This window comes from Streptosporangium sp. NPDC000396 (assembly GCF_042898655.1).
GTDB lineage: Bacteria > Actinomycetota > Actinomycetes > Streptosporangiales > Streptosporangiaceae > Streptosporangium.
Genome location: NZ_JBIAZA010000036.1, coordinates 67460 through 90623, shown reverse-complemented (window position 1 = coordinate 90623; position 23164 = coordinate 67460). Strand labels below are relative to the sequence as shown.

Below are 23164 nucleotides of genomic sequence, written 5' to 3'. Positions count from 1 at the left end.
TCTCACCTTATGCGGGGGCATCGGTCCACGCTGTCACCATGAGCGCTGCCAGTGGACGACTTGACGACGTGATCACGGATTTCTCCCGCCGGCTCGTGGACGTGGAGGGGGTGGTGAAGACGGTGTACGCCGCGGGTTCCGGGCCGGCCGTCGTGTTGATGCCGGAGATGCCCGGCATCAGTCCTGACGTCCTTCGACTGGCGCGGTGGGTGCGGGATGCGGGCTTCACCGTCTATGCCCCCTCACTCTTCGGGATCGACGGTGCCTATCCCACGGTCGAGGGTGGTAAAGAGGTCGTCCGCCGCGCGTGTGTCAGTGCCGAGTTCCGTGCGTTCGCCGGGGGCGGGACCAGCCCCGTCACGGCATGGCTACGTGGGCTCGCGCGCCAAGCCCATGCCGAATGCGGCGGTCCGGGAGTCGGCGCGATCGGACTGTGCTTCACCGGCAACTTCGCTCTCACCATGGCGCTTGAGCCGGCCGTCATCGCGCCAGTGGTCAACCACCCGTCGCTGCCGCTGGACGACCCCGCCGGACTCGAGATCAGCGACGAGGACGCGCGTGCGGTCCGAGACCGCATCGCGCGCGACGGATTGAAGGTTCTCGCCTATCGCTTCGACGACGACCGCTGGTGCACCGGCCAGCGCTTCGCCGCCTACCAGGCACTCCTCGGCGACGCCTTCGACGGCCGTGTTCTTCCGGGCAGTTCCGCGAACACCAGCCCGCCACCGTTCTTCCGCGACGTGGTCGGGTCCCCCCACAGCGTTGTCACCGCCCACCTCGTCGACGAGGACGGACATCCCACGCTGAAGGCCAGGGACGAGATCGTCGCCTTCCTGACCGACCGCTTGAGCCCGTTCGGACACTCCGAGACGACATCCGGCTGAGCGTGCCGGAGTCGACGGCGAAGTCGGGCGGGCGGCCACCGCGAACAGCGTCGCCGCCCGCCACGCGGGCGCTTCCCGCCGTAACCGGTCGGACAGCTCGTACAGCACGTCGCTCTCGTAGATGGACGGCGGGAAGAGGTTTTCCACACGCATGTGCCGCGTGCATGATGTTCCCGTGACGCCTGAAGACGGAGACGCGATTCTCAGGAACTACTTCGCCCCCTGGATCCAGGAACTCGGGCTGGCCGTGGAGGAGGTCGGCGAGCGCCATGCGACCGTGCGCCTGCCGTGGTCGGAGTCGCTGGCCAGGGAGGGCGGCGGGCTGTGCGGCCAGGCCATGATGGCCGCCGCCGACACCGCCACCGTGGTGGCCATCTCCGCAGCCCGCGGCGGGTTCGTGCCGATGACGACGGTGCAGCAGTCGACGACGTTCCAGCGGCCGGTCACGGGCAAGGACGTGCTGGTCCACGTCCGGATCACCAAGCTGGGCCGCACGCTGGCCTTCTGCGACATCACCCTGATCCCCGACGGCGCCACCGAGCCCTCGGCCCACGCCACCACCGTCTACACCGTCCTCGCCTGACGCGCTATGAGAGGCGGCCGACGCGGACGACACGGACGACGCGGTCGCCCAGTCCGCCGGCGGCCTGGGCGAGTCGGTCGGGCATCGATCCTGTAGCGTTGTGCACCAAGCGAGCGCTCGGGAGGTTTGTGGTGCGGGAATTGTCCGGGAAAGTAGCGGTGGTGACGGGAGCGGCGAGCGGCATCGGCCGCGCACTGGCCACCCGCCTGGCCGCAGAAGGCATGGACCTCATGCTGGCCGACGTCGACCCGGGCGGGCTGGCGGAGACCGCCGCCCAGACCGGAGCCCGGCGGGTGCTGACCCAGACCACCGACGTGTCCGACGAGGCGGCCGTGCGGCACCTGGCCGACCGCGCGTTCGGCGAGCTCGGCGCCGTGCACGTGTTGTGCAACAACGCCGGCGTCTTCCAGGGCGGCCACATGTGGACCCGCACCACCGAGGACTTCTCCTGGCTGCTCGGCGTGAACCTCTGGGGAGTCCTGCACGGCATCCAGGCCTTCGTGCCGCGGATGATCGAGCAGGACACCGAGGGGCACATCGTCAACACGGTCTCGGTGGCGGGGCTCTTCGCCGCGCCGTACATGGCGGGCTATGCCGTCAGCAAGTTCGCCGCGTTCGCCGCCTCCCAGACGCTTGCCCAGGACCTGGCCATGGCCGGGTCCAAGCTGCGCGTCACCGCGCTCTGCCCCGGGGCCGTACGCACCCAGATCAACCGCTCCGAGCGCGTACGGCCCGCCGACCTGACCATCGGGCGCACCCGTGACGACTACGACGCCCAGGGCATCATCGACGACGTGATGGTGAAGGGCATCGACCCCGCCGATGTGGCCGCGCAGGTCGTCGCGGCCATCCACGAGGAACGTTTCCTCGTGCTCACCCACCCCGAGTACGCCAAGGGCCTGCGCGTTCAGGTCGACGCCCTGCTCGACGGCGGCCTGCCGCCGCTGCCCTCCTACGAATGACGCCGGTGGCCCGGCAGCCTGACGAGCCTGCGCCGGTCGCTCACTGGAGCCGATCGCCGGAGTAGACCTGGCGTCCAGCCCTCGCGCTCGCCGTCGGCCATGCGGTGTCGTGTCAGCGGCCGTGTCAGCACGGCGACGGCCCGGTATCAGCGCGGTCGGCGATGGTGGACGCCATGAACGGTTCAGCGATTGCGGCCTCGGGGCTGCGAAAGGCGTACAAAGACAAGATCGTGCTCGACGGCGTCGACCTGAATGTCCGGGCCGGTACGATCTTCGCCCTGCTCGGGCCCAACGGCGCCGGGAAGACCACGACGGTGAACGTGCTGACCACGCTGCTGACCCCCGACGCCGGGAAGGTGGTCGTCGCCGGGCACGACGTGGTCACCGAGACCAAGGCGGTGCGCGCGGCGATCGGGGTCACCGGGCAGTTCGCCTCGGTGGACGACCTGCTCACCGGCGAGGAGAACCTGCTGCTGATGGCGGATCTCCTGCACCTGCCCAAGGCACAGGGCAAACACATCGCCCGCCGGTTGCTCGACCAGTTCGATCTGGCCGAAGCGGCGAGCAAACCGGCGTCGTCCTACTCCGGGGGCATGCGCCGCAAGCTGGACCTCGCCATGACGCTGGTCGGCAAGCCGCAGATCATCTTCCTGGACGAGCCCACGACGGGACTCGATCCGCGCAGCCGCCGCACCATGTGGGAGATCATCCGGGAACTGGTCGCCGACGGTATGACCATCTTCCTCACCACCCAGTATCTCGAGGAGGCCGACCAGCTCGCCGACCGCATCGCCGTACTCGATCAGGGCAGGCTGGTCGCCGAGGGCACCGCCGACGAGCTCAAGCGCCGGGTTCCCGGCAGCCATGTCCGGCTGCGGTTCGCCGATCAGTACGCACTCGACGTCGCGGCCCGGGTCCTGCACGAATCCACCAAGGACGACGAAGAGCTGACCTTGCGTGTGCCCGGCGACGGCGGGGTGCGGTCGCTCCGCGCGCTGCTCGATCGGCTCGACGCGCATTCCATCGAAGCCGAGGAACTGTCGGTGCATACACCGGACCTGGATGACGTCTTCCTCGCCCTTACCGGGCACGCGCGCAAGGAGATCAACGCACGATGAACGGCATCTCGGCTTCCCTGGCGGATTCCGCGACCATGTTGCGGCGCAACTTCCGGCACACGACGCGAAATCCGCTGGCACTGTTCAACGGCATCATCATGCCGCTCGTTCTGATGTTCCTGATGGTCTACATATTCGGCGACGCGTTCAACGTCGGCGTCAACTATGCCGATTACGCGACGCCAGGGTTGATCATTACGACCATCTGCTACGGGGTCAGCCCCACCGCGATCGCGGTGAATTCCGATATGACGACCGGATTCATCAACCGGCTTCGCGTCATGCAGGTGTCCCGGGGCGCGGTGCTGAACGCGCACGTGATCGCGACCGTGCTACGGAACCTGGTGGCCATCGCGCTCATCATCGGGGTCTCGTTCCTGATGGGATTCCGGCCGTCGGCGAGTTTCACGCAATGGCTCGGCGTGATCGGCATCGTCGCGTTGGCGGTACTGGCGATCGGCTGGCTGACCATCGCGTTCGGTCTCGCGGCGAAGTCGCCGGAAAGCGCGGGCCTCATCGGTGTCCCGCTGATGCTCCTGCCCTTCCTGAGCAGCGCGTTCGTGCCGGCCGGCAAGATGGGGGCGGGTGCGCGGCAATTCGCGGAGTACCAGCCGTTCACCTCGATCATCGAAACCCTGCGCGGGCTGCTGGCCGGCGCGCCGTCGGCGGGCTCGGCCATCACGGCCATCGCCTGGTGCGCGGGAATCATGTTGATCGGCTACCTGTGGGCGCGCGCGACGTTCACGAAGCGAGGGTGATCTCGGCCAGCTCACGCCAATCCCGCTGCCGCCCGGCACGCGTCGCCTCGGTGAACACGGTTTCACCGAGGCGATTCCGCGTGTCCGCGGCAATCCTGGAAGCGTCCGGCTGCGAACGATCCGGCGTACCGCGCACGCCGTCGCCTGCCGCGAGCAGTCGCACGGCCTGCTCGTACTGTCCCTGGCGCAGCGCGAGGTCCGCGATCCCGATCAACACCTCGGCGATCAGCGGCGGATACGTCGTCGCCACAGCCACGCGGAACGCCTCGCTCCGATGCGCGCGAGCCTTCTCGAGATCCTCGGTGAGGTAGCCGCACAGGTCCTGAGCCTTGGCGCGGAAGAAGTCGTTCAGTTCCGCGTCGTCCAGCATTGTCCGCACCGTGGCCAGGTGCTGGTGCGCCTTGTCCGGCTCTCCGCGCCAGCGCACCAGCTGCATCTCCGAAAGCGCCAGCAAGGCAAGCGTGTCCGGCCAGGTGATCCCGCTCGCGTACCGCTGCGCTTCGGCCATGGCGAACGTGCTGGATCGCTCATCGCCCAGCATCCAGTACAGCTGAGCCTGCCGCGCCCGCAGGACGACCACTTCCTCGGTCGCGCCCAGCTCGGTCAGCGCCACAACTGCCTCTTCGTAGTGCTCACACGCGCGTGCGAACTCCCCGCGCATGCCGAGCCGATCGCCCAGGAAGGACAGCGCCAACGAGATCCCCAACCGGTCACCCAGCACGCGGAACTCGGCGAGGGCGGTCTCGATGTCGATGTCGACGTCCGTCTCATCGCCGCCGAGTGTGAGCCGCAATCGGCCACGAGCGAGCCTGGCCTGCGCGCGCACCCACGGATCGTCGTCGGCGATGAGCGGCTCGAACGCGGGCAGGAACTCCGCCGGCCCCTGCAGCATCCGCTCCCAGAGGGCGACGAACCCCAGCAGCGGATTGCGATACCGATACCCGCTGCGCTGGGTGAACCGGTGCGCCTCCAGGATCCACTCCCGCGCCTGATACTGATCGCGGCCGGGCCCGGAGGTCAGGAACATCGTCACGATGGCGCACGCCATCGCCCGCACCTCATCCGACACCTCACCGTGCAGCGAGGCCGCCGCGATGCTCAACTCGGTGCCCTCGGTCCGATGCCCACTGAGGTACCAGTACCAGCCCACGGCCCCGACCAGCCGCATCGCCTCCTGGGCCCATCCCTCGGCGATCGCCCCGCGCAGGGCCGCACCGAGGTTGTCGTGCTCGGCCGCGAGCGTGGCCAGCCACTCCAGCTGCTCGGCCGTGCGCAGGTGCGGATCGGCCGTCTCGGCCAGCTCGGTGAAGTAGGCGAGGTGCGCCCGGCGCGCAGGCTCGCTTTCCCCGGCTTCGGCGAGCCGGTGCGCCGCGTATTCCCTGATGGTGTTGAGCATCCTGTACCGCGGCGTGCCCTCGCCGTCGACGAGCAGCAGCGACTTCTCGATCAACGCGGTCAGCAGGTCGAGCACCTGCTCCCCGGCGAATGCCTCGTCGCCGCACACCCGTTCGGCCGCATCCAGGCTCACCCCGCCGGAGAACACCGAGAGCCGCCGCAGCACGCCGCGTTCGGCCTCGGTCAGCAGATCCCAGCTCCAGTCCACGACCGCGCGCAGCGTCTTGTGCCTGGACAGCGCCGTACGGCTGCCGCCGGTCAACAGACGGAACCGGTCATCGAGCCGACGGGCCAGCTGATCGATGGACATGGTGCGCAGCCGCGCCGCGGCCAGTTCGATCGCCAGCGGCATCCCGTCGAGCGCCCGGCAGATCCGCGCCATGGCCGACAAGGTGTGCGCGTCGGAGCCGATGTCCTTGCGCACCAGCTCCGCGCGGTCCCGCAGCAGCCGCACCGCGGGCGAGGACCCGGCCTCGGCGGGATCCGTACCCTTCGCGGGCAGCGCGAGTGGCTCGACCTGCCACAGCACCTCCCCGGTGATACCGAGCGGTTCCCTGCTCGTGGCCAGAATCCGCAGCCTGCGGCACTCCCCCAGAAGCCGATCCGCGAAGGCGGCGGCCTCCTCGATCACGTGCTCGCAGTTGTCCAGGATCAGCAAGATCACGCGTTCCCGGACCGCGGCGATGAGCCGATCCATCGGTTCCCCGCACCGCGCATCACCGAGCAGTGCCTGGTCACGCAGGCCGATCGCGGTAAGGGCGGCCTGCGCCAGGTCACCGCCTGCCGGCACCGAGGCCAATTCGACCAGCCACGCCCCATCCGGCAACTCGGCGAGCATCGTCCGCGCGGTCTCCGTGGCCAGTCTTGTCTTGCCGGCGCCACCCGCCCCCGTCAAAGTGACCAGCCGGTGCCCGACGGCCAAAACGGCGACCGCGGCAATGTCATCGTCCTTACCGACGAAACTCGTCAGCTCGGCCCGCAGGTTCGTCCTGCGGGTCTCCGCCCCCCCGCCCAGCTCGCCACGGAGCAACGCGGTGTGCAGCGCGGAGAGCTCGGCCGACGGATCCGCGCCCAGCTCCTCAGCGAGCCGCTCGCGCGTCCGCTGGTACACGGTCAACGCCTCAGTCCCACGCCCAGCCTCGGCGAGCGCCCGCATCAAGGCCGCCACGAACCCCTCCCGCAGCGGATACGCGGCAACCAGCCCGGTCAGCTCGGAGACCAACTCCGAGCCGCGGCCGAGGCGAATATCCGCATCCACCCGATCCCCGAGCGCGGCAACGTAGAGTTCGTCCAGACGCGTGACCGCGGCGTCGAACGCATCGCTGCCTTGCAGCGCGATGTCCGCCATGGCCGTACCGCGCCACAATGCCAAGGCCGAGCGCAGCAGATCCGCCCGCGCCGCAGGCTCGGCGGCACGGGCCTGACCCACCAGGTGCTCGAACCGGCACACGTCCACGGCATCAGGAGCCACGGCCAGCCGGTACCCGCCGGCATCCGCCTCGACCACACCGTCCGGCAACACCCTGCGCAGCCTGGACACCAACGCCTGCACGGCATTCACTTCGTCCGCGGGCGGCCGTTCCCCCCAAATCCAGTCCACCAGCCTCGCACGCGTGACGATCCGGCCAGGTTCGAGGGCGAGTGCGGCCAGCAGCGCGCGCAGCCGAATCCCAGGAACCTCCACCACGGCCCCATCACGGTTCCGGACCTCGAACGGTCCGAGCAATTCAACTCGCACATCAGTCATTGTGCCGAACTGTGGCGACGACCGACTAACCGCCACTGCGCGCGCACCGCCCACCTTCATCGGCGCTGGTGAGTCTTCCCGTGGCAAGTGCCTCGCCGAGCGCCGCCGCGACGCGGGCGCGGTCGGCGTCCGACGTACGCGACCGCGCCCGCCACCGGCTCGCGGTCAGGCGTCCCAGGTGACCGGGAGGCTCTTCACCCCGTAGATGTCCGCGGTCTCCGGGCGCAGGGCAATCTCTTCGGCCGGTACGGCCAGGCGCAGGGTGGGAAAGCGGCTGACCAGCGCGGGGAAGGCGACCCGCATCTCGACGCGAGCCAGCTGCTGGCCCAGGCACTGGTGGATGCCGTGGCCGAAGGCCAGGTGCCCGCCGTCCTGCCGGCGCAGGTCGAGCACGTGGGGGTCGGCGAAACGCTCGGGGTCGCGGTTGGCGGTGTTGTACGACAGGATGACCGTCGTGCCGGCCTCGATGGTGTGGCTGCCCAACTCGACATCCTCCAATGCCGTCCTGAAGAAGGTCTTGGCGACGCTCAGATACCGCAGCAACTCCTCCACGGCCCGGTCGGTGAGCGCGGGGTCAGCGCGCAGCGCGGCCAGCTGCGCCGGGTTGCGCAGCAGCGCGAAGGTGCCCAGCGCCAGCATGTTCGCGGTGGTGTCGAGCCCGGCCGCCAGCAGAAGCAGGGCGATCCCCCGCAGCTCCTCATCGGTCAGATCGCTGTCGAGCAGGTCGCTGAGCACGTCGTCGGTGGGGTTGGCGCGCTTGGCGGCCACCAGCTCCGCGAGGTAGTTCTGGGTCGCGATGTAGGCCGCCATCAGGTCCTCGTCGCTGGTCTCCCCGCTGAGGAACGTATCGATCTGCTCCTGGAAGGAGCCCCGGTCCTCATACGGCACACCGAGCAGCTCACAGATCACGATGGTGGGGATGGGCTTGGCGAACGCGGTCACCAGGTCCACCGGCGGCCCGGCCTTCTCCATCGCGTCCAGGTGCTCGGCGGTGATCTGCTCGACGCGCTCGGTGAGCTGTCGCATCCGCCGGACGGTGAACTTGCCCACCAGCGGTTTACGGTAGCGGCTGTGCTGCGGCTCGTCCATGAGGAGGAACTCCCCGGGCGGCGCCGGAGGGATTTCCATGCCGGTGATGTCGATGGTCGGGTGGAGCATGAGCTCCTTGCGTGAACTGAACCGCGGGTCGGCCAGGACCGACCGGACCAGGTCGTAGCCGGTGATCAGCCAGCCGGGTTTTCCGCCGGGGAAGGGGTAGCGGCTGATCGGGCCGTGCTCACGGGCCTGGATCAGCTCTGCCGGCGGGTCGAAGGGGCAGCCGGGCTGACGCGCGGTCGGCAGCGTGGTGACGGTGTGTTCCATGGTCATTCCTCTCATCAGCCGTCGAGCACGATCTTGTCTTTACATGCCTTTCGCAGCCCCGAGGCCGCAATCGCTGAACCGTTCATGGCGTCCACCATCGCCGACCGCGCTGATACCGGGCCGTCGCCGTGCTGACACGGCCGCTGACACGACACCGCAGCAGACCTGGCCGCCGCCGGGACCTCCGCCCAAAATTTCCCCGAGACCGCAGCGAGGCCTACCTGTCGGTGGAGGCCTGCCGCGAGGTCACCCGAGTCATCGCCAACGCCGCCTTCGCCGCCCGGCGCTGCATGGCCTGCCCGCTCGCGTCGATGAAGCACCCATCTCAGGCCACGTTCGCCACCTGCCGAAAGCCCGCAGGAAGATCCTGACTGAAGAGCGTTTTTGCAGGCCAGAATGTTGGTGAAATCGCTGTAACGATTCCTAGCCGAGAACGGCGAGGTCTCCCCGCTGGACGATGCCGCCGCGCACGACGCTGGCTTGCAGGCCGAACCGTACCTGGTGGGCGTGTCCGAGCAGCTTGAGGAGCCGTGCATCGGGTCCCAGCCTGTCGTGGGGCTGAGGCATGCCGACCATGACGCAGCGGGGCATTCCCGGCCCGAGACACAGCTCTACCTGGTCGCCGATGGTGAGATGGCGGCCCTGCCAGTCGTCCTCGATGAAGCCGACGCCCTCCGCCTCCAGCACGATGTTCGCGCGGAAGCGGGCGACATCGACGGGTTCGCCGAGCAACTGCTCCAGTTTGCGCACCGCGGCCGTGGTGACGAGATGAACGGGGGCCTCGTCATGGTGCTGTACGGAGGACTGCCGACGCAGTTGCAGCGGCCGGCCCAGAAGCGTGCTGAGCACCTGACCGGCCGCCGGGTCATCGGCACGATACTCCCGCCCGTCTGGGAACACCATCAGCGGCACCTCACCGTCTCCTGGAGCTGCGGCGGGAGGCTCGTCCAGGCGGGCGCGCAGGGTGAGCAGACCGTCAACGCGGCGGAAGCGGCGGGTGGTCTTGCCGCTGCCGATCCCGCCGTCTGCGGTGTAGACCGCCCAGCGTCGATCTCCGGCGACCCCGTCGGAGGTGAAGCGTGCACGGGTCAGCCGCTCACCGCCCATGGACTTCACCGGATACCGCGCCAGCTCGGCGACCTGGCTCACCGGCAGGGGCGACGGTTCGGCTCGGCCCGGGATGTCCTCGCAGAGGCAGGAGTACAGCCGCCGGACCGCGCTCACCTGCCCTCCATCGCCAGCCGCAGCCCGAAACCGATCAGCACGGTGCCGGTCACCCGCTCCAGCAGCCAGAAGAGATTGCACCATTGGAACTGCCTTTCCCTCGTCAGAGCTGATGCTCTGCCAGCCACCGCATGACCTGTTCGGCGTGAACGGCCGGCTCCTCGACGGGAAAGAACACATGCTCGACCCGGCCATCGACCAGGATGAGGGTCAGCCGGCGGTACAGCGTCATCTCGTCGGCATCTAATGTGGGCAGGCCGAGAGCGGCGGCCAGGGTCAGACGCGGGTCGGCCAACAGCGGGTACGGCAACCGGAGCCGGTGCGCCACCTCCCGCTGATACCCGCTCGACTGCGCCGACAGCCCGTAGACCCGCGCCGCACCGGCCTTCAGCAGGTCGGCATGGTGGTCGCGGAACCCGCACGCCTGCTCGGTGCAGCCCCGCGCGCCCGGTATCGTCTCCCATCCCTGCGGCAGGTCCACGCCAGGCCGCCCGGTCAGCGGATACATGAACAGCACGCTGCGCCCCTGGCCGAGCGCCTGGACGCGGACCCTGCTTCCATCGGTGGCCACAAACTCCAGATCCGGCAGCTCAGCCCCGACGAGCCTGACCGGGTCTACGGCTGCGATGACCCGCCGCCGGCCGAACTGCGGCTGCATCATGAGCTGCGCGGCCACGTCGAGCTGGGCGCGCAGCCTGTCACGCTGCTCGGCAAGCTGCGTGATGCGCTGTTCCACCTGGTCGATGGCTCGCTGGTACGTGGCCAGCGACGCCGGACACAGATCACCAGAGTCGGCGCCGCTGACCAGGCACTCGACGAACGGCCGCGTCTCCTCCACCGAAAGGCCCAACGCCATCAGCGACCGGATCTGCTCCACCAGCCGCACCGCGATCGGGTCGTACTCCCGGTAGCCATTGGCGCAGCGGCGCGGGACGACCAGGCCGACCGCCTCGTAGTAGCGCAATGCCCGCACCGTGACACCGGTACGCCGTGCCAACTCACCCACTCGCATGACCGGAACCATAGACCCGCACCCTGAGGTACAGGTCAACGCACCAGTCGGTCCCATAGGTCATTAGTTGCGAAGGCGGCCGGCCTGACGGGTTCACCAGCCGAGATCAATTACCGGGTCAACGTTCCGACACGCCGCTAGCGTGAAGACCACTGGGCAGCGGTCACGCCAGATCGAGCAGCTGCTCGTAGAAGCCGCCGAAGCCGCGAGCCCGGTCCACGAAGTGCAGCTCCAGAATCCAGTGACAGGTCCTCCCCGTACGGTCAGTGCGCCGCAGCGGGGTGTCGTTCTCCAAAGTGATGTAGGACTCCGCCTTCGCACCGTTGTTCACCTCGTGCGGAAACTCCCCCACGAGATGCCCGGTGTGCCAGATGCCGATCTCCCAGCCGGCTTCGCCCGCCAGCCGTTCCACCTCGGCGTACAGCTGCCGGCCGGTGATATCCGGATCGGCCGCGAACGCCGCACGTCCGGCGTCAAAGACGCGCGGCAGATCGTGCAGCAGCCGATGCTTGTCCGGGTCGTCGCCGAAGACGTACGTGCGGCCGAAGTCGGCTTCGTACTCCTCGAAGATCGGGCCGAAGTCGGCAAAGGCGACGTCGTCCTCACCGATGATGCGGTCGGGTGGGTTGTCCCGGTACGGGAGCAGAGTGTTGGGCCCGGAGCGGATGATCCGCTTGTGCCAGTGCTTGGTCGTGCCGAACATGTCGTTGGCCAGGTCCCTGATGCGATCGCTCACCTCCCGCTCCCCGACTCCAGGTGCGACCAGTCCGCGTGCCTCCACCTCGCCGAACAAGGCGATGGCCTTCTCCTGCGCCGCCACCAGGCCCGCGACCCGCCGAGCCTCCTCCGGCCCGGAATGATCAGACGTCATGCCGTGTCCCCTGCGTTCTTCGAATCGTGGTGCCCCTACCGGCGCGAGGTGACCCACCGGGCGCGTCCATGGTGCGGATGTACAGGGTCACGTTGTCGGCCCGTCGTGATCAGCGGCGTACACCCAGCCGTGCAGACCCGATGCCAGCGGTACGAGAGCACGCCGGTAGTCGTCGACCTCGTAGTCGTCGGCTGCGGCGAGTTCGTCCTCGCTCAGGTGGAGCGCCGTGCCCTCGACGACATCGGCGGCGTTTCCCGTGGCCTGCAAGATCGGATGATGGGTGGCACCGCTGATCGCGATGACCTGCGGATCGGTGATCTCCACCATGGACAGCCGGTAGCCGGGCAACCGATCCGGAGTGCCGCTCACCTCGCGGCCGAACACCGACAACTGCACCTCGCACTGGCGCAGCGTGCCGTAGGAGAACAGAACGACAGGGTGATCAAACATGACCGAAACCATAAACCCGCACCCTGAGGTACAGGTCAACACACAGCTCGCCCAAATTCGAATCGCTTCCGTGGTCTGTGCTCGCCGCCTGCTGGGCGTGGTCCACTACTCTGTGGTACTGTATACTGGTACTCGATACCACCGAGTACCAGGAGTGATCGAAGAGGACCCACGATGGACGACCTGACGGAGATGCTGAAGGGCACGCTTGAGGGCTGCGTGCTTGAAATCATCGGCAGCGAGGAGACCTACGGGTACGCCATCACGCGCCGGCTGCACGAACTCGGCTTCGCCGACGTCGTCGAGGGGACGGTTTACACCATCCTGCTGCGGCTGGAGAAGAACGGGCTCGTCCAGGTGACGAAACGACCGTCCGGGCTGGGCCCGCCACGCAAGTTCTATGCGCTCAACGACGCGGGGCGCAAAGAACTCGCGACGTTCTGGGCGAAATGGGAGTACATCACATCACGGATCGACAAGCTCAAGGAGGGCGGGAGATGAACTTCTGGGAGACCATGACAGGCAGCGATCTCACCAGGGAATGGAAGGCGTTCGAAGCCCGAGCCGAGACATTGCCGGCCGACTACCGGGCGGCGTGGGAAGAGATCAAGGGTCATATTTCTCCCTACTCGGACTTCACAGGTCGAAACCTGATGCCGATTCTCGACAATGCTCTGGGGCTGCTCGAAGAGACAGCCTCCGACGGGCAGAGCATTCACGAGGTGCTGGGTGACGACATCGAGGGCTTCTGCGCGGCGCTGGCCGGCGAAGAAAGGGCTCGAAGCTATCGCGACCGGTGGCGCGAGCAGCTGAACAGGAACGTCGCAAAGAAATTGGGCCGGCTAGGAGGCTGACGTGGGCATCCAAGACATCATCGAGGGCAAGAAGCAGTGGCGGGCGCACGTGGCGCGGGTCAAGGCACTCCCGCCGGACTACCAGATCGTCTACAAGGAGATTCAGAGGTACATCTTCAAGGTCGGACCGATCGACTTGCTTGACGGGCCCATGCTCTCAGGGATCGTCGATTTCTTCGAGGAGGGCGTCGCGGCCAGAAAGGGAGTCCTGGAACTCATCGGCAACGACGTCGCCGCCTTCTGCGACGACCTGGTCAAGGACTCACGCACCTACGCGGACATCTATCAGGAGTCCATCAGCGGAAAACCCGGCACCGCCGAGAAGTAACACCCGTCAACCCAAGGCACCGGCGGGCGCCTTGACCATCGGGACGTCGTTGTCGTGCCAGTGGGCATATGCCTGGACGGCCCCTGGCGAGCCGAGCAGCTTGTAGGCGTACCTGCGGGTGGCGATGGAGTTCCTCCTGACGCCACTCAAGCCCGAACACCTCGAGGAGCTCGTGGAGCACCTCGACGAGACGGTCGTGGAGCTCGAGCAGCCTGATGGCCACTTGCGTGTCTTCTGCGAGTAGGCGCCGTCCGGTTGGACGGGCCCCCAGGAGGGTGCTGGAACACCCCCTCCGAGGCCGCGCCCGCTACAGCAGAGCACGGTTGAACTGCCAATCTGAACTCTAGCCGCTCATCGGCTCATCGGCGCGGCCCGGTCGACCTCCTCCACACCGGCAGCGGCGAGGTCCACATCCGCGCGCTCACCGCGAAGACCGCCCCCGGCTCCAGGGCCGAGCGAGCCGAAGCGGTGCTACCGGTAGTACCTGGAGACGGTCACCGGCCCGATCGAGGACCGCGGCGTTATCGGTCATGCAAGGCGCGCACACAGCGGCTTCCCGCCACCTGTCACACGGCGATCGATGTGCTGCAGCGGTACCTGCGGTCCTTCGGATCGCCGGACGAGGCGGACAGCCTGCTGTCGACGCTGGAGGATCTCGCCGATCTGTTCGAGCCTCGCCGATCTGTTCGAGCAGAGCGCGGCGGACGGAACCCCGCTCCGCGAAGCCGTCGGGCAGGACCCGGTGGAGTTCGCCGAGGCGCCCCTGGCGAACCACCCGCCGGGTCAGTGAATCAGCCGCGAGCGGGAACGGCTGACCAACACCATCGCGATCGCGTCACGGGCGACAAGCCGTGACAAAACAAAGAACGGATATCTGAATGACAGCCAATAAGGCCCGAGGGCCTGTGATCCACGTGCAGGGCCTGCAGAAGTCGTACAAGGAGCTGGAGGTGCTGCGCGGCGTGGACTTCGACGTGGCGCGGGGCAGCATCTTCGCGCTGCTCGGTTCCAACGGGGCGGGCAAGACCACGATCGTGAAAATCCTCTCGACGCTGCTCAAGGCCGACGCGGGGGCGGCCGGCGTCAACGGCTTCGACGTCGCCACGCAACCGGCGAACGTGCGAGAGTCCATCAGCCTCACCGGACAGTTCGCGGCCGTCGACGAGATCCTCAGCGGGCGGGAGAACCTTGTGCTGGTCGCCCGGTTACGGCACCTCAAGAATCCCGGCAAGATCGCCGATGACCTGCTGACGCGTTTCTCGCTGACCGAGGCGGGCGGGCGGAAGGTGTCGACGTATTCGGGTGGCATGCGCCGCCGCCTCGACATCGCAATGAGCCTCATCGGGAATCCGCCGATCATCTTCCTCGACGAGCCGACGACCGGACTGGACCCCCAGGCGCGCATCGAAGTGTGGCAGACCGTCAAGGAACTCGCCCAGCGGGGCACGACGGTGCTGCTCACGACCCAGTATCTGGACGAAGCCGAACAACTCGCCGATCGGATCGCGATCCTCCACGAGGGCCGGATCATCGTGAACGGCACCCTCGCCGAGCTCAAGCAGCTGCTCCCGCCCGCCAAGGTCGAATACGTCGAGAAGCAGCCGACCCTCGAGGACGTCTTCCTCACCCTCGTCGGTGACAACGGCAAGAACGGCGCCGCCCGCAATGACCGCAACGTCGGCACGAACGCGTAAGGAACAACGATGACCAAGCATTTCTTCGGCGACACCGCCGTCCTGCTGGGACGATCCCTGCGCCACATCACGCGCAGCGCGGACACCATCATCACGACCGCGATCATGCCGATCGCCATGATGCTGATGTTCGTCTACGTGTTCGGCGGCGCGATCAAAACAGGGTCGGATTCGTATGTGAACTACATGCTGCCCGGCATCCTGCTCATCACGGTCGCTTCGGGCATCGCCTACACCGCATTCCGGCTCTTCATGGACATGAAGAGCGGCATCTTCGAGCGATTCCAGTCCATGCCGACCGCGCGCTCGTCCGTGCTGTGGGCGCACGTGCTGACCTCGCTGGTCGCCAATTCGATCTCGCTCGTGGTCGTCGTGCTCGTCGCCCTGCTCATGGGCTTCCGCTCGGCGGCGGGAGTGCCGGCGTGGCTCTCGGTCGCCGGCATCCTGATCCTGTTCACCCTGGCGTTGACGTGGATCGCCGTCATCCCCGGTCTGTCCGCGAAGTCCGTGGAAGGCGCGAGCGCGTTCTCCTACCCGCTCATCTTCCTGCCGTTCCTCAGCTCGGCGTTCGTGCCCACCGACACCATGCCCGGCCCGGTGCGCTTCTTCGCCGAGCACCAGCCGGTGACGTCCATCGTCAACGCCATTCGCAACCTGTTCACCCAGCAGCCGGTCGGCACCGACATCTGGATCGCCCTCGCCTGGTGTGTCGGCATCCTCATCGTCGCCTACATCTTCGCCATGGCCACCTACCACCGCAAAATCGCCTAGGTACCTATCCCCACAGACCGATCAGCCAGCAATTTCGGTGGCACGGTGCCACCCCCTCACCACGAAGGAGGCCGGATACCGGCAGACCCACCCAGGCGCTGGGCATCGAGTGCCGGGCCTCATGGCTCGCGTGGTCCGTCGTGACCGCCCTCCCCGCGCAGCAGGGTGGCCAGGCCCTCCTCCAGGGTGAGGCTGCCGGTCTCCGTTGCCTGTTCGATCCAGTCGGCTGCGACCCGGACCCGCTGCAGCCGCTCCATGTCGAGGCCCGCAATCCGCCTGGTGCCGCCGGTCAGTCCGGCCCGGTGCGCCCACGCTACGGCGCGTTTCGCTGCTCGATCGCGTTCCACAGGACGGATATCGGCGTGCCATCCGGTGTGGATCGGCTCTCGAATTCGTCGAGGAGGGCATCGATCCGCTGGTCGAGCTCCGCACGGGCCTCGGCATCGAGGTGCAGGATCGCGCGTCGAGTGTGCCGGCTGGGGGTCGAGCCGCTCTCGACGAGTTCAGCGCGGTGAGCATCGACGATGGCCAGGTCGATCTGAGCGGTCAGTTGGTCCGCATCCGTACCAAGATCGAGACGCCAGGTCACACCGGTGGCACGGTAGGGGCGTTCCCATGCTCCGTGTTCGCCCTGACGGGGTGGCTCGACGGTGAGGAAGCCTGCGTCGGTGAGGGCTCGCACTCGGCGCAGCAGTGTGGCCGGCGAGACGCCGAGCCGCTGCGCAAGCTGCTGGTTGGTCTGTGATCTCTCCAGGCAGAGGCGCAGAATGCGCCAGCTCAGCGGGTGTGTCAGGGCGCGCAGGTCTTGCGGGGTTGCCCGCCTGCGCGGTTCCGGTTCAGCCGTCGACAGCGTTGGTTCAGCCATTGACAGCAGTATAACCGATGTTCATTATTGGGATCGATTTCACTTTGTGGAAGCAATCGCAAAGGGCGGTGGCATGTCGATCGAGGACATCAAGGACTACGTAGCGCGTAACCAGGCACGGCACGAACAGGAACTGGCCGACTGGATCGGGGTACCGAGCATCAGCGCCACCGGGGAGGGCATGCCGGAAGCAGCCGAGCACGCCAAGCGATTGCTGGCCGCAAGCGGTCTCGCCCCACGAATCGTCGAGACGGGCGGGTGGCCGCTGATGGCTGGGCACGCGCCGGGCCCCGAGGGCAGCCCACACGTAGTGATCTACGGGCACTACGACGTGCAGCCCCCTGGCCCGCTCGAGCAGTGGGACAGCCCGCCGTTCGAGGCCGCGATCCGTGATGGCCGGATGTACGGGCGCGGCACAGGCGACAACAAAGGGCAGCATCTCGCGCAACTGCTCGCCATACGCGCGCTGCACGCAAGCAAAGAGGGGCTGCCCTGCTCGGTGACGGTGCTACTCGACGGTGAAGAGGAAATAGGCAGTCCGCACCTCGCGGCCACGCTCGCAGGAATGCGCACAGACCTCAACGCAGACGTCGCAGTGTGGAGCGACGGGCCGGTTCACGACAGCTACGAGCCGACAGTGTTGCTCGGCGTGCGCGGTGCGGTGAGTTTCGAGATCACAGTCCGGGGCGCGGATACCGCGTTGCACTCCGGGAACTGGGGCAACGTCGCGGCCAACCCAGCGTGGGAACTGGTGTGGCTACTGTCGACGATGCGGGCACCCGATGGGCGCATCCTCATCGAAGGCTACGACGCCGGCACCACCGAGTTGAACACCGCCGAGCGCGCGGCACTCGACGCGCTACCCGTGGCCCCACAGGAGCTACTCGCCGGGGTCGGGCTCGACCGCATGGACCCGTACGGCGATGCCGGGGTCAACGAGCGGCTGGCATTGCCCACCTTCACCATCAACTCGCTCACATGCCTGGACAATCAGGAACACCGGTCAGTGATCCCGTCGGTCGCAATCGCCCGTTGCGACATGCGGCTCGCCTGCGGCCAACGGGCCGCCACGGTCGTCGATGCGGTACGCAAGCACGTGGCCGCCCGGCTTCCCCATGCCGAGCTCGTCTTCAAAGCCATGATGGAACCCTCACGCACCTTGCCGGACGCGCCCTACGCGCAGGCGGTGCTCGACGGAGTGAACGCCACGACGGACAAGCCAGCGCTGTTCGCACCCGCAATGGGAGGCAGCCTGCCGATCGCAGGCATCACCGACGGGCTCGGACTACCCTGCTACGGCATTCCCCTGGCCAACGTCGACGAACGCAACCACGCCCCCAACGAGAACTTCGAACTCACCCGATTCCATGACGGCATCGTGACCGCGGCCGCGGTCCTGCGCAGCATCGGTGGTGCAATATGACCGGCAAGTGGCGTCCCGTGGCCGCAGCATCAGTCGGAAACGCTTTGGAATGGCTCAGCTTCACTGCGTACACCCTGTCCGGCAGCACCATCGCGAAACAGTTCTTTCCCAGCCAGGATGAGAAAAGCTCACTGCTCCTGGCATTCGGCACCGTCGCACTGGCCTATGTCATCCGCCCGGTCGGCGCGCTCGTGCTCGGCGCCTACGCCGACCGCGCGGGCCGGATGCCCTCACTGATGGCCTCCATCCGCATCATGGTGCTCGCCACTCTGATCATCACATTCCTGCCCAGCTACGACACGATCGGCATCGCCGCACCGATCGCCATGGTGCTCGCGATGATGCTGCAAGGCTTCTCCGCAGGCGGAGAGTTCGGCAGCGCCACAGGCTATCTCGTCGAACAGAACGCCAACCGGCGCGGCTTCATGGCCAGCTGGCAGGGCGCCAGCCAGGCGTTCGCCACAGTTCTGGCCACCCTGCTGCTCGCGATCACCAGCAGCACCCTGACTGACGCGCAGTTCGAGGCATGGGGCTGGCGAGTTCCCTTCGCGTTCGGTCTGCTGCTCGGCCCTGTCGGCTACTACATCCGCAAGAACCTCAGCGAGACACCGGAGTTCAGCCAGGCGCGCCGCACTCACCAGCTCAAGCAGCCCGTGGCACAGACACTGCGCTCACACAAGACCAGGATGGCGCTCTGCATCGGGATTCTCGCAGTGTCCACCGCCTACTCCTATCTGATCACCTACATGCCGACGTACGCCATCCGGCAATACAATCTGCCCGCGTCGACCAGCTTCACCACTGTCATCATCACCGGCTCCATCATGGTGCTCATCGCTCCGTTCGCCGGCCACGTCTCCGACGTCATCGGCCGGACCAAGATGCTCATCATCGCGGCGGCGGGCATCGCCATCTCCGGCATCCCGCTGTTCCTGCTCTTCCAAGCCGCACCGAGTTTTGCCACGATGGCCATCGTCATGACGCTGATGGGACTGATCAAACCCTGGTACACCGGGCCCCTCGCCGCCCGCATGGCCGAGCTCTTCCCGACCACAGCCCGGGGAACCGGCCTGTCCATCAGTTACAACGTGGGTGCCATCCTCTTCGGCGGCCTCACACCAGTCGCCGTCACCTGGCTGCTTGCGACCCTCGACACGCCCCTCGCGCCGGCGTTCTGGCTCGTCGCGCTTGCCGCACTCTCGCTCGTCAGCGTGCTGGTCAGTAACCGCTATGTCCACACGACAAGCCAGATCAATCCGACGAGCCAGCACGAGAAGGTGTGAAGGCGCGTCTGGTTCGCAGGTCGCCCGGAGGCGCTTCCGGCTTACACCGGGCCGGTCCGCCTGTCGTACGGGCAGGCTCGCGCGCTGCTGGATGAGCACACCGCATGAAACATGAGCCGTCGCCGCGCGATTGTCGCCGACCGATCGGAATCGCACACTTCCTTCTTTTTAGGAAGAGTCTTTAGTCCCTATTTAGTTGATCTTGAACTCAACCCAGCGCCTTTACAATGTAGATCAATAACTCCAGAGCATCGCTGCCATGCATTCGGAAATCCTGCCCAGGAAAGCCCTGTCGGCTTACCACGCCTCCCGCCGAACCGATGGGGGCTACCGCCGCCCATGCTGCTGGGCCACTCCCCCGGCACCTCCCGAGCCGAGCCTCCCAGGCCCCTCTCCCCTCATATTCAACGTCTGGACCGCGCTCACCGTCACCGCCACCGAGCAGGCCGCATCGTGTTGAACTGCATCAGGTCTTCCGCGGCCCGGCCGGCAAGGGCGTGCACAGTGGCTCACCTGTGGCCGCATCCAGCACCCGCAGGCACCCATCGCGGTCGACGGCGACCAGGATCGAGCGGCCACCGAGTTCGGTGGCCGCAAGCCACCGGCTGCTACTCGCCAGAATGCCCTCGGGCAGCAGCTCGCGGACGAGAGTCCCATCGCACAGGTCCCGGACTTCGATCGGGCCGTCGTAGCCGCCGGTGACCACGTTGGCCATCATGACCATTGCGCGAGAGCACCCAGAAGATGAAAGGCGCCGCCCTCGGACTCAAAAGCGTTGGCGTCGCGGTCCTCGAGCGGGCTAGCGTTGCTTCCGTCATACGCCAGGAGGACATGCCCTGTCTGCGCCTGTGAGTCAGCAGATTGGAGATGCGGGATGACTTCTCAGCTCGTCGCGCTCTGCTTCGATGCGAACGACCCGCTCCGTCTCGCGCGCTTCTGGGCTGGAGTCCTGGGCTGGGAGACGGCCAACGACCCCCACGATGGCATCGCGCTCCTGCCGAGCGATGACACCGGGTTCCGGATCCAATTTCATCCGACCCAGGAGAAGAAGACCGGCCAGAACCAGATGCACTTCGATCTGACGAGCACGTCCCTCGAGGACCAGCAGCAGACGGTGGCGAGGTCGCTCGGACTCGGTGCGCGGCACATCGACATCGGGCAACGCCCGGAGGAGGGTCATGTGGTGCTCGCCGACCCCGAAGGCAACGAGTTCTGCGTCATCGGGCCAGGCAACAACTTCCTTGCTGACTGCGGATTCGTCGGAGCGCTTGCGTGCGACGGTTCGCAGGAGGTCGGGTACTTCTGGAGCGAGGCGCTGGGCTGGCCGTTGGTCTGGGACCAAGACCAGGAGACCGCGATCCGCTCGCCGCACGGCGGTCCGAAGATCACATGGGGCGGTCCGCCACTGATGCCGAAGACGGGGAAGAACAGGCTGCACTTCGACCTCGCTCCACCTATGCACGGTGATCAGCAAACGGAGGTCGACCGCCTCGTCTCCCTCGGAGCGACTCGAATCGGCGTCGGCCAGCGCGGGGGCAGCCGGGTGGTGATGGCCGATCCCGATGGCAATGAGTTCTGTGTGTTGACCCCCCGATAGCGTGACCGGACCCGGGGGCGGCACAGTGTTATGCCGGCGGTGCCGCGATTCGTGACTCACGCTGTCCAGTAGTAGAGAAACTCACGCCATTCGCCTGGATATCACTGTGACGCCGATCCGAAGCCATGGCGCTGCGGTAAACGATCATCCTTATGAGGCGGCGACTTGCCCGACCCAGCTCGCGCAAGTCGCCTTAACGATCCACCGCCCACTCTCGTCGAACAGCGCGTAGGGATGAGCCATGTGCGCGACCTTGGCGGGCGTGTAATCGCGGAAGTAAGTGTCATGCATGAGCGCGGGCTTGAGGTTGTGCTTGCGGACGTAACCGGCGTAGTCCTGCTTGGCGACGCGTTCGACGATGGCCCCCAGGACGATGAATCCGGCGTTGCCGTACTCCATCCGCGCGCCCGGCTCGAACTTCAGCGGCTGCTTGACGATCTCCTTCATCAGGGCGTCGATGTCGGTCAGCGGCTTCCTTCCGTCCTGGAACGGCAGATCCCCATGCCGGAGGTATGGGTGAGCAGGTGATGAACGGTGACCTTGTCGGCGATCTCGCTCGGGAACCCGTCCACGTACCTGCCGATCGTGTCCTGGAAGGAGAGCTTGCCCTTCTGGACGAACTGGGCGACGGCGACACTGGTGATCATCTTGTTCATCGAGCCGATGTTGAACCTGGTCTCCGGCGTGTTGGCCACCTTCTTGGCCCTCCACTCGGGTCCGCGCGATGAGCCCCAAAGTAGCCGTGGGTAACCGAAGTTACGTTTTGTAGTGGTGGCCGTTGATCGCCGTCCGGCTGGAGCCGCGGTCGGAGCTTCAAGTGTCAGCGATCGTGTTATTGAACCGGTCTACGATCACGGAATTGAGCCACTTGATCTCGGGTGAGACTGGCGCGAAGTAGGCGATCTATCCGCTTTCGTCGCATTGTTCCGGTTATGACGTGATCCTGGGGTGGCGTTTGCCGGGAATTGGTGTCCAGCTTGGGCTTCACGGCGTGGTCTGGATCCTTCGTTCCCTGACCTCAGACGTTGGCGCTGGGGATGCCTGCTGGCCTGACGATCACGGGCTGGGCACGGGGTGACGGGCCAGCTTGACCGCCGAGATCAGCAACACGGCCGCGAGGGCCGGAATGAGTACGAGGTCGGGGATCACGCCGAGCAGCAAGCCGCCGAGCAGAGCGCCTGTGACCGATCCGGCGATCATGATCGTGACGAAGCGGAGGTTGGCGCCCAGGACGGCGAAGCTGTCGTCGCGGCTATAGCGGGCGAAGGCGACCAGCATTGTGGGCAGGGACACCAGCAGCGACAGGCTGCCTGCGGTCTTGATGTCCACTGAGTAGAGCAGCACGATCGTCGGGATCAGCAGCTCTCCGCCGGCAACTCCCATGATCGCCGCGACGACGCCAATGCCGAATCCGGCCGCCACTCCCGCCAGCACTTGCGCTGGGCCGGGCAGCATCAGCGAGCCGATCGTGGTGGTGTGGGTGAGTACCAGGGCGGCGGCCATGAGCAGCATCAAGGCCGCCAGCACCTTGTAGAGGGTGGCGGTGCGCATCCGCACCGCCCAGGATGCTCCCGCCCACGCGCCCAGCAGGCTTCCGGCCAGCAGGTTGACCACGACCGCCCAATGCGCGCCCAGGTCGACGAGCGGAACGGCAGCCAGCCGAGCGGGCAGCGCGACCAGAACCACGACCAGGCTCATCGCCTTGTTCAAGATGACCGCGGCCAGCGCGGCGAAACCAAACAGGCCGATCAGCAGCGGGAGCCGGAACTCCGCGCCACCCAGGCCGATCATCCCGCCCAGCACGCCGACCGCGGCGCCGGCCGCGAAGACCAGCGGGGTCGAGCGAACCCTGCGGTCAGGCACGATGCCATCGTTTGTGCTCACGCTACGCACACTCCATAACCACGCTTGTCCGCGCCCGGTGTGCGGTCGCGGCCTAGGATCTCGCACTGCTTGTGGGCGAGTGGCGGGCGGTTCGGGGCA

Annotated in this window: 28 protein-coding genes; 13 read left to right on the top strand and 15 right to left on the bottom strand. The window is 67.0% G+C overall.

The genetic code is table 11. The features are described 5' to 3' along the window. Positions 1-38: 38 nt before the first annotated feature. From ACFY2X_RS40065 to ACFY2X_RS40045, 5 genes are all read left to right on the top strand, one after another. Positions 39-884 carry a dienelactone hydrolase family protein gene (locus ACFY2X_RS40065; RefSeq protein ID WP_389948419.1) on the top strand — a complete coding sequence of 282 codons (846 nt, stop codon included), beginning with the start codon at positions 39-41 and terminating at the stop codon, positions 882-884. Positions 885-1059: 175 nt separating this feature from the next. After that, positions 1060-1467 carry a PaaI family thioesterase gene (locus ACFY2X_RS40060; RefSeq protein WP_389948417.1) on the top strand — a complete coding sequence of 136 codons (408 nt, stop codon included), beginning with the start codon at positions 1060-1062 and terminating at the stop codon, positions 1465-1467. Between the two features lie 140 nt (positions 1468-1607). After that, a complete protein-coding gene (locus ACFY2X_RS40055) occupies positions 1608-2429 on the top strand; it encodes an SDR family NAD(P)-dependent oxidoreductase (protein ID WP_389948415.1) in 822 nt (273 codons plus the stop codon). 173 nt (positions 2430-2602) lie between these two features. Continuing rightward, positions 2603-3547 carry an ATP-binding cassette domain-containing protein gene (locus ACFY2X_RS40050; RefSeq protein ID WP_389948413.1) on the top strand — a complete coding sequence of 315 codons (945 nt, stop codon included), beginning with the start codon at positions 2603-2605 and terminating at the stop codon, positions 3545-3547. Next, complete coding sequence (locus ACFY2X_RS40045) at positions 3544-4305, top strand: ABC transporter permease (RefSeq protein ID WP_389948411.1); 762 nt, start codon at positions 3544-3546, stop codon at positions 4303-4305. The genes ACFY2X_RS40050 and ACFY2X_RS40045 overlap by 4 nt, the downstream gene beginning before the upstream one ends. Here ACFY2X_RS40045 and ACFY2X_RS40040 read toward each other — a convergent pair. The 8 genes from ACFY2X_RS40040 to ACFY2X_RS40005 form a co-directional block, all read right to left on the bottom strand. Next, a complete protein-coding gene (locus ACFY2X_RS40040) occupies positions 4289-7447 on the bottom strand; it encodes a BTAD domain-containing putative transcriptional regulator (RefSeq protein ID WP_389948409.1) in 3159 nt (1052 codons plus the stop codon). The two genes, ACFY2X_RS40045 and ACFY2X_RS40040, sit on opposite strands and share 17 nt — an antisense overlap. 25 nt (positions 7448-7472) lie before the next feature. Next, complete coding sequence (locus ACFY2X_RS40035; protein WP_389948460.1) at positions 7473-7616, bottom strand: DUF1707 domain-containing protein; 144 nt, start codon at positions 7614-7616, stop codon at positions 7473-7475. Then, positions 7613-8809 carry a cytochrome P450 gene (locus ACFY2X_RS40030; RefSeq protein ID WP_389948407.1) on the bottom strand — a complete coding sequence of 399 codons (1197 nt, stop codon included), beginning with the start codon at positions 8807-8809 and terminating at the stop codon, positions 7613-7615. The genes ACFY2X_RS40035 and ACFY2X_RS40030 overlap by 4 nt, the downstream gene beginning before the upstream one ends. A 423-nt stretch (positions 8810-9232) precedes the next feature. Next, positions 9233-10033 carry an MOSC domain-containing protein gene (locus ACFY2X_RS40025; RefSeq protein ID WP_389948405.1) on the bottom strand — a complete coding sequence of 267 codons (801 nt, stop codon included), beginning with the start codon at positions 10031-10033 and terminating at the stop codon, positions 9233-9235. Further along, positions 10030-10161, bottom strand: coding sequence for a hypothetical protein (locus ACFY2X_RS40020; RefSeq protein WP_389948403.1), 132 nt, complete (start codon positions 10159-10161; stop codon positions 10030-10032). The genes ACFY2X_RS40025 and ACFY2X_RS40020 overlap by 4 nt, the downstream gene beginning before the upstream one ends. Beyond that, entirely contained in the window at positions 10137-11045 is a 909-nt protein-coding gene (locus ACFY2X_RS40015; RefSeq protein ID WP_389948401.1) for a MerR family transcriptional regulator, read from the bottom strand. Before ACFY2X_RS40015 ends, ACFY2X_RS40020 begins: the two co-directional genes overlap by 25 nt. A gap of 163 nt (positions 11046-11208) precedes the next feature. After that, the gene (locus ACFY2X_RS40010; protein ID WP_389948399.1) at positions 11209-11916 is read right to left on the bottom strand and encodes a M24 family metallopeptidase; all 708 of its coding nucleotides are present in this window, start codon (positions 11914-11916) and stop codon (positions 11209-11211) included. 87 nt (positions 11917-12003) lie between these two features. After that, positions 12004-12366, bottom strand: a complete 363-nt coding sequence (locus tag ACFY2X_RS40005; protein WP_389948397.1) for a gamma-glutamylcyclotransferase family protein — start codon at positions 12364-12366, stop codon at positions 12004-12006. 174 nt (positions 12367-12540) lie between these two features. Here ACFY2X_RS40005 and ACFY2X_RS40000 point away from each other — a divergent pair, with 174 nt between their 5' ends. From ACFY2X_RS40000 to ACFY2X_RS39990, 3 genes are read left to right on the top strand one after another with little or no spacing between them, the layout of a single operon-like run. Next, positions 12541-12867 (top strand): PadR family transcriptional regulator, encoded by a 327-nt coding sequence (locus tag ACFY2X_RS40000; protein WP_389948395.1) that lies wholly within the window; start codon positions 12541-12543, stop codon positions 12865-12867. Further along, on the top strand, positions 12864-13220 hold the full coding sequence (locus tag ACFY2X_RS39995; protein WP_389948393.1) for a DUF1048 domain-containing protein: 357 nt from the start codon (positions 12864-12866) through the stop codon (positions 13218-13220). The genes ACFY2X_RS40000 and ACFY2X_RS39995 overlap by 4 nt, the downstream gene beginning before the upstream one ends. A 1-nt stretch (position 13221) precedes the next feature. Then, positions 13222-13548 carry a DUF1048 domain-containing protein gene (locus tag ACFY2X_RS39990; protein ID WP_389948391.1) on the top strand — a complete coding sequence of 109 codons (327 nt, stop codon included), beginning with the start codon at positions 13222-13224 and terminating at the stop codon, positions 13546-13548. 6 nt (positions 13549-13554) lie between these two features. Here ACFY2X_RS39990 and ACFY2X_RS39985 read toward each other — a convergent pair whose 3' ends face one another. Then, entirely contained in the window at positions 13555-13698 is a 144-nt protein-coding gene (locus ACFY2X_RS39985; protein ID WP_389948389.1) for a hypothetical protein, read from the bottom strand. A gap of 728 nt (positions 13699-14426) precedes the next feature. Here ACFY2X_RS39985 and ACFY2X_RS39980 point away from each other — a divergent pair. Then, a complete protein-coding gene (locus ACFY2X_RS39980) occupies positions 14427-15242 on the top strand; it encodes an ABC transporter ATP-binding protein (RefSeq protein WP_389948388.1) in 816 nt (271 codons plus the stop codon). A gap of 9 nt (positions 15243-15251) precedes the next feature. After that, positions 15252-16013, top strand: a complete 762-nt coding sequence (locus ACFY2X_RS39975; protein ID WP_389948386.1) for an ABC transporter permease — start codon at positions 15252-15254, stop codon at positions 16011-16013. Between the two features lie 119 nt (positions 16014-16132). Here the strand turns inward: ACFY2X_RS39975 and ACFY2X_RS39970 are convergent, their stop codons facing one another. Both ACFY2X_RS39970 and ACFY2X_RS39965 read right to left on the bottom strand, forming a co-directional pair. Beyond that, a complete protein-coding gene (locus ACFY2X_RS39970) occupies positions 16133-16270 on the bottom strand; it encodes a DUF6192 family protein (protein ID WP_389948384.1) in 138 nt (45 codons plus the stop codon). A gap of 56 nt (positions 16271-16326) precedes the next feature. Then, entirely contained in the window at positions 16327-16878 is a 552-nt protein-coding gene (locus tag ACFY2X_RS39965; protein WP_389948382.1) for a winged helix-turn-helix transcriptional regulator, read from the bottom strand. Between the two features lie 73 nt (positions 16879-16951). On the opposite strand from ACFY2X_RS39965, the gene ACFY2X_RS39960 reads away from it, so the two are divergent. Next, positions 16952-18301, top strand: coding sequence for a M20/M25/M40 family metallo-hydrolase (locus tag ACFY2X_RS39960; RefSeq protein ID WP_389948381.1), 1350 nt, complete (start codon positions 16952-16954; stop codon positions 18299-18301). Further along, the gene (locus tag ACFY2X_RS39955; RefSeq protein ID WP_389948379.1) at positions 18298-19584 is read left to right on the top strand and encodes an MFS transporter; all 1287 of its coding nucleotides are present in this window, start codon (positions 18298-18300) and stop codon (positions 19582-19584) included. Before ACFY2X_RS39960 ends, ACFY2X_RS39955 begins: the two co-directional genes overlap by 4 nt. Before the next feature lie 466 nt (positions 19585-20050). Here the strand turns inward: ACFY2X_RS39955 and ACFY2X_RS39950 are convergent, their stop codons facing one another. Further along, on the bottom strand, positions 20051-20308 hold the full coding sequence (locus tag ACFY2X_RS39950; protein ID WP_389948377.1) for a hypothetical protein: 258 nt from the start codon (positions 20306-20308) through the stop codon (positions 20051-20053). Positions 20309-20458: 150 nt separating this feature from the next. Between ACFY2X_RS39950 and ACFY2X_RS39945 the strand changes: the two genes are divergently transcribed. After that, positions 20459-21181, top strand: a complete 723-nt coding sequence (locus ACFY2X_RS39945) for a VOC family protein (RefSeq protein ID WP_389948375.1) — start codon at positions 20459-20461, stop codon at positions 21179-21181. 150 nt (positions 21182-21331) lie between these two features. Here ACFY2X_RS39945 and ACFY2X_RS39940 read toward each other — a convergent pair whose 3' ends face one another. From ACFY2X_RS39940 to ACFY2X_RS39930, 3 genes are all read right to left on the bottom strand, one after another. Then, positions 21332-21628, bottom strand: coding sequence for a serine hydrolase (locus tag ACFY2X_RS39940; RefSeq protein WP_389948373.1), 297 nt, complete (start codon positions 21626-21628; stop codon positions 21332-21334). Between the two features lie 17 nt (positions 21629-21645). Next, positions 21646-21876 (bottom strand): serine hydrolase domain-containing protein, encoded by a 231-nt coding sequence (locus tag ACFY2X_RS39935; protein WP_389948371.1) that lies wholly within the window; start codon positions 21874-21876, stop codon positions 21646-21648. A gap of 361 nt (positions 21877-22237) precedes the next feature. Beyond that, positions 22238-23065 carry a sulfite exporter TauE/SafE family protein gene (locus ACFY2X_RS39930; protein WP_389948369.1) on the bottom strand — a complete coding sequence of 276 codons (828 nt, stop codon included), beginning with the start codon at positions 23063-23065 and terminating at the stop codon, positions 22238-22240. Between the last annotated feature and the right edge of the window lie 99 nt (positions 23066-23164).

Bases quoted from the DNA above. Each gene is read 5' to 3' on its own strand.
- ACFY2X_RS40065 (WP_389948419.1), top strand. From the start codon at position 39: ATGAGCGCTGCCAGTGGACGACTTGACGACGTGATCACGGATTTCTCC.
- ACFY2X_RS40050 (WP_389948413.1), top strand. From the start codon at position 2,603: ATGAACGGTTCAGCGATTGCGGCCTCGGGGCTGCGAAAGGCGTACAAA.
- ACFY2X_RS40045 (WP_389948411.1), top strand. From the start codon at position 3,544: ATGAACGGCATCTCGGCTTCCCTGGCGGATTCCGCGACCATGTTGCGG.
- ACFY2X_RS40040 (WP_389948409.1), bottom strand. From the start codon at position 7,447: ATGACTGATGTGCGAGTTGAATTGCTCGGACCGTTCGAGGTCCGGAAC.
- ACFY2X_RS40030 (WP_389948407.1), bottom strand. From the start codon at position 8,809: ATGGAACACACCGTCACCACGCTGCCGACCGCGCGTCAGCCCGGCTGC.
- ACFY2X_RS40015 (WP_389948401.1), bottom strand. From the start codon at position 11,045: ATGCGAGTGGGTGAGTTGGCACGGCGTACCGGTGTCACGGTGCGGGCA.
- ACFY2X_RS40010 (WP_389948399.1), bottom strand. From the start codon at position 11,916: ATGACGTCTGATCATTCCGGGCCGGAGGAGGCTCGGCGGGTCGCGGGC.
- ACFY2X_RS40005 (WP_389948397.1), bottom strand. From the start codon at position 12,366: ATGTTTGATCACCCTGTCGTTCTGTTCTCCTACGGCACGCTGCGCCAG.
- ACFY2X_RS40000 (WP_389948395.1), top strand. From the start codon at position 12,541: ATGGACGACCTGACGGAGATGCTGAAGGGCACGCTTGAGGGCTGCGTG.
- ACFY2X_RS39995 (WP_389948393.1), top strand. From the start codon at position 12,864: ATGAACTTCTGGGAGACCATGACAGGCAGCGATCTCACCAGGGAATGG.
- ACFY2X_RS39980 (WP_389948388.1), top strand. From the start codon at position 14,427: ATGACAGCCAATAAGGCCCGAGGGCCTGTGATCCACGTGCAGGGCCTG.
- ACFY2X_RS39975 (WP_389948386.1), top strand. From the start codon at position 15,252: ATGACCAAGCATTTCTTCGGCGACACCGCCGTCCTGCTGGGACGATCC.
- ACFY2X_RS39970 (WP_389948384.1), bottom strand. From the start codon at position 16,270: ATGGAGCGGCTGCAGCGGGTCCGGGTCGCAGCCGACTGGATCGAACAG.
- ACFY2X_RS39965 (WP_389948382.1), bottom strand. From the start codon at position 16,878: ATGGCTGAACCAACGCTGTCGACGGCTGAACCGGAACCGCGCAGGCGG.
- ACFY2X_RS39960 (WP_389948381.1), top strand. From the start codon at position 16,952: ATGTCGATCGAGGACATCAAGGACTACGTAGCGCGTAACCAGGCACGG.
- ACFY2X_RS39955 (WP_389948379.1), top strand. From the start codon at position 18,298: ATGACCGGCAAGTGGCGTCCCGTGGCCGCAGCATCAGTCGGAAACGCT.
- ACFY2X_RS39950 (WP_389948377.1), bottom strand. From the start codon at position 20,308: ATGGTCATGATGGCCAACGTGGTCACCGGCGGCTACGACGGCCCGATC.
- ACFY2X_RS39945 (WP_389948375.1), top strand. From the start codon at position 20,459: ATGACTTCTCAGCTCGTCGCGCTCTGCTTCGATGCGAACGACCCGCTC.
- ACFY2X_RS39940 (WP_389948373.1), bottom strand. From the start codon at position 21,628: ATGAAGGAGATCGTCAAGCAGCCGCTGAAGTTCGAGCCGGGCGCGCGG.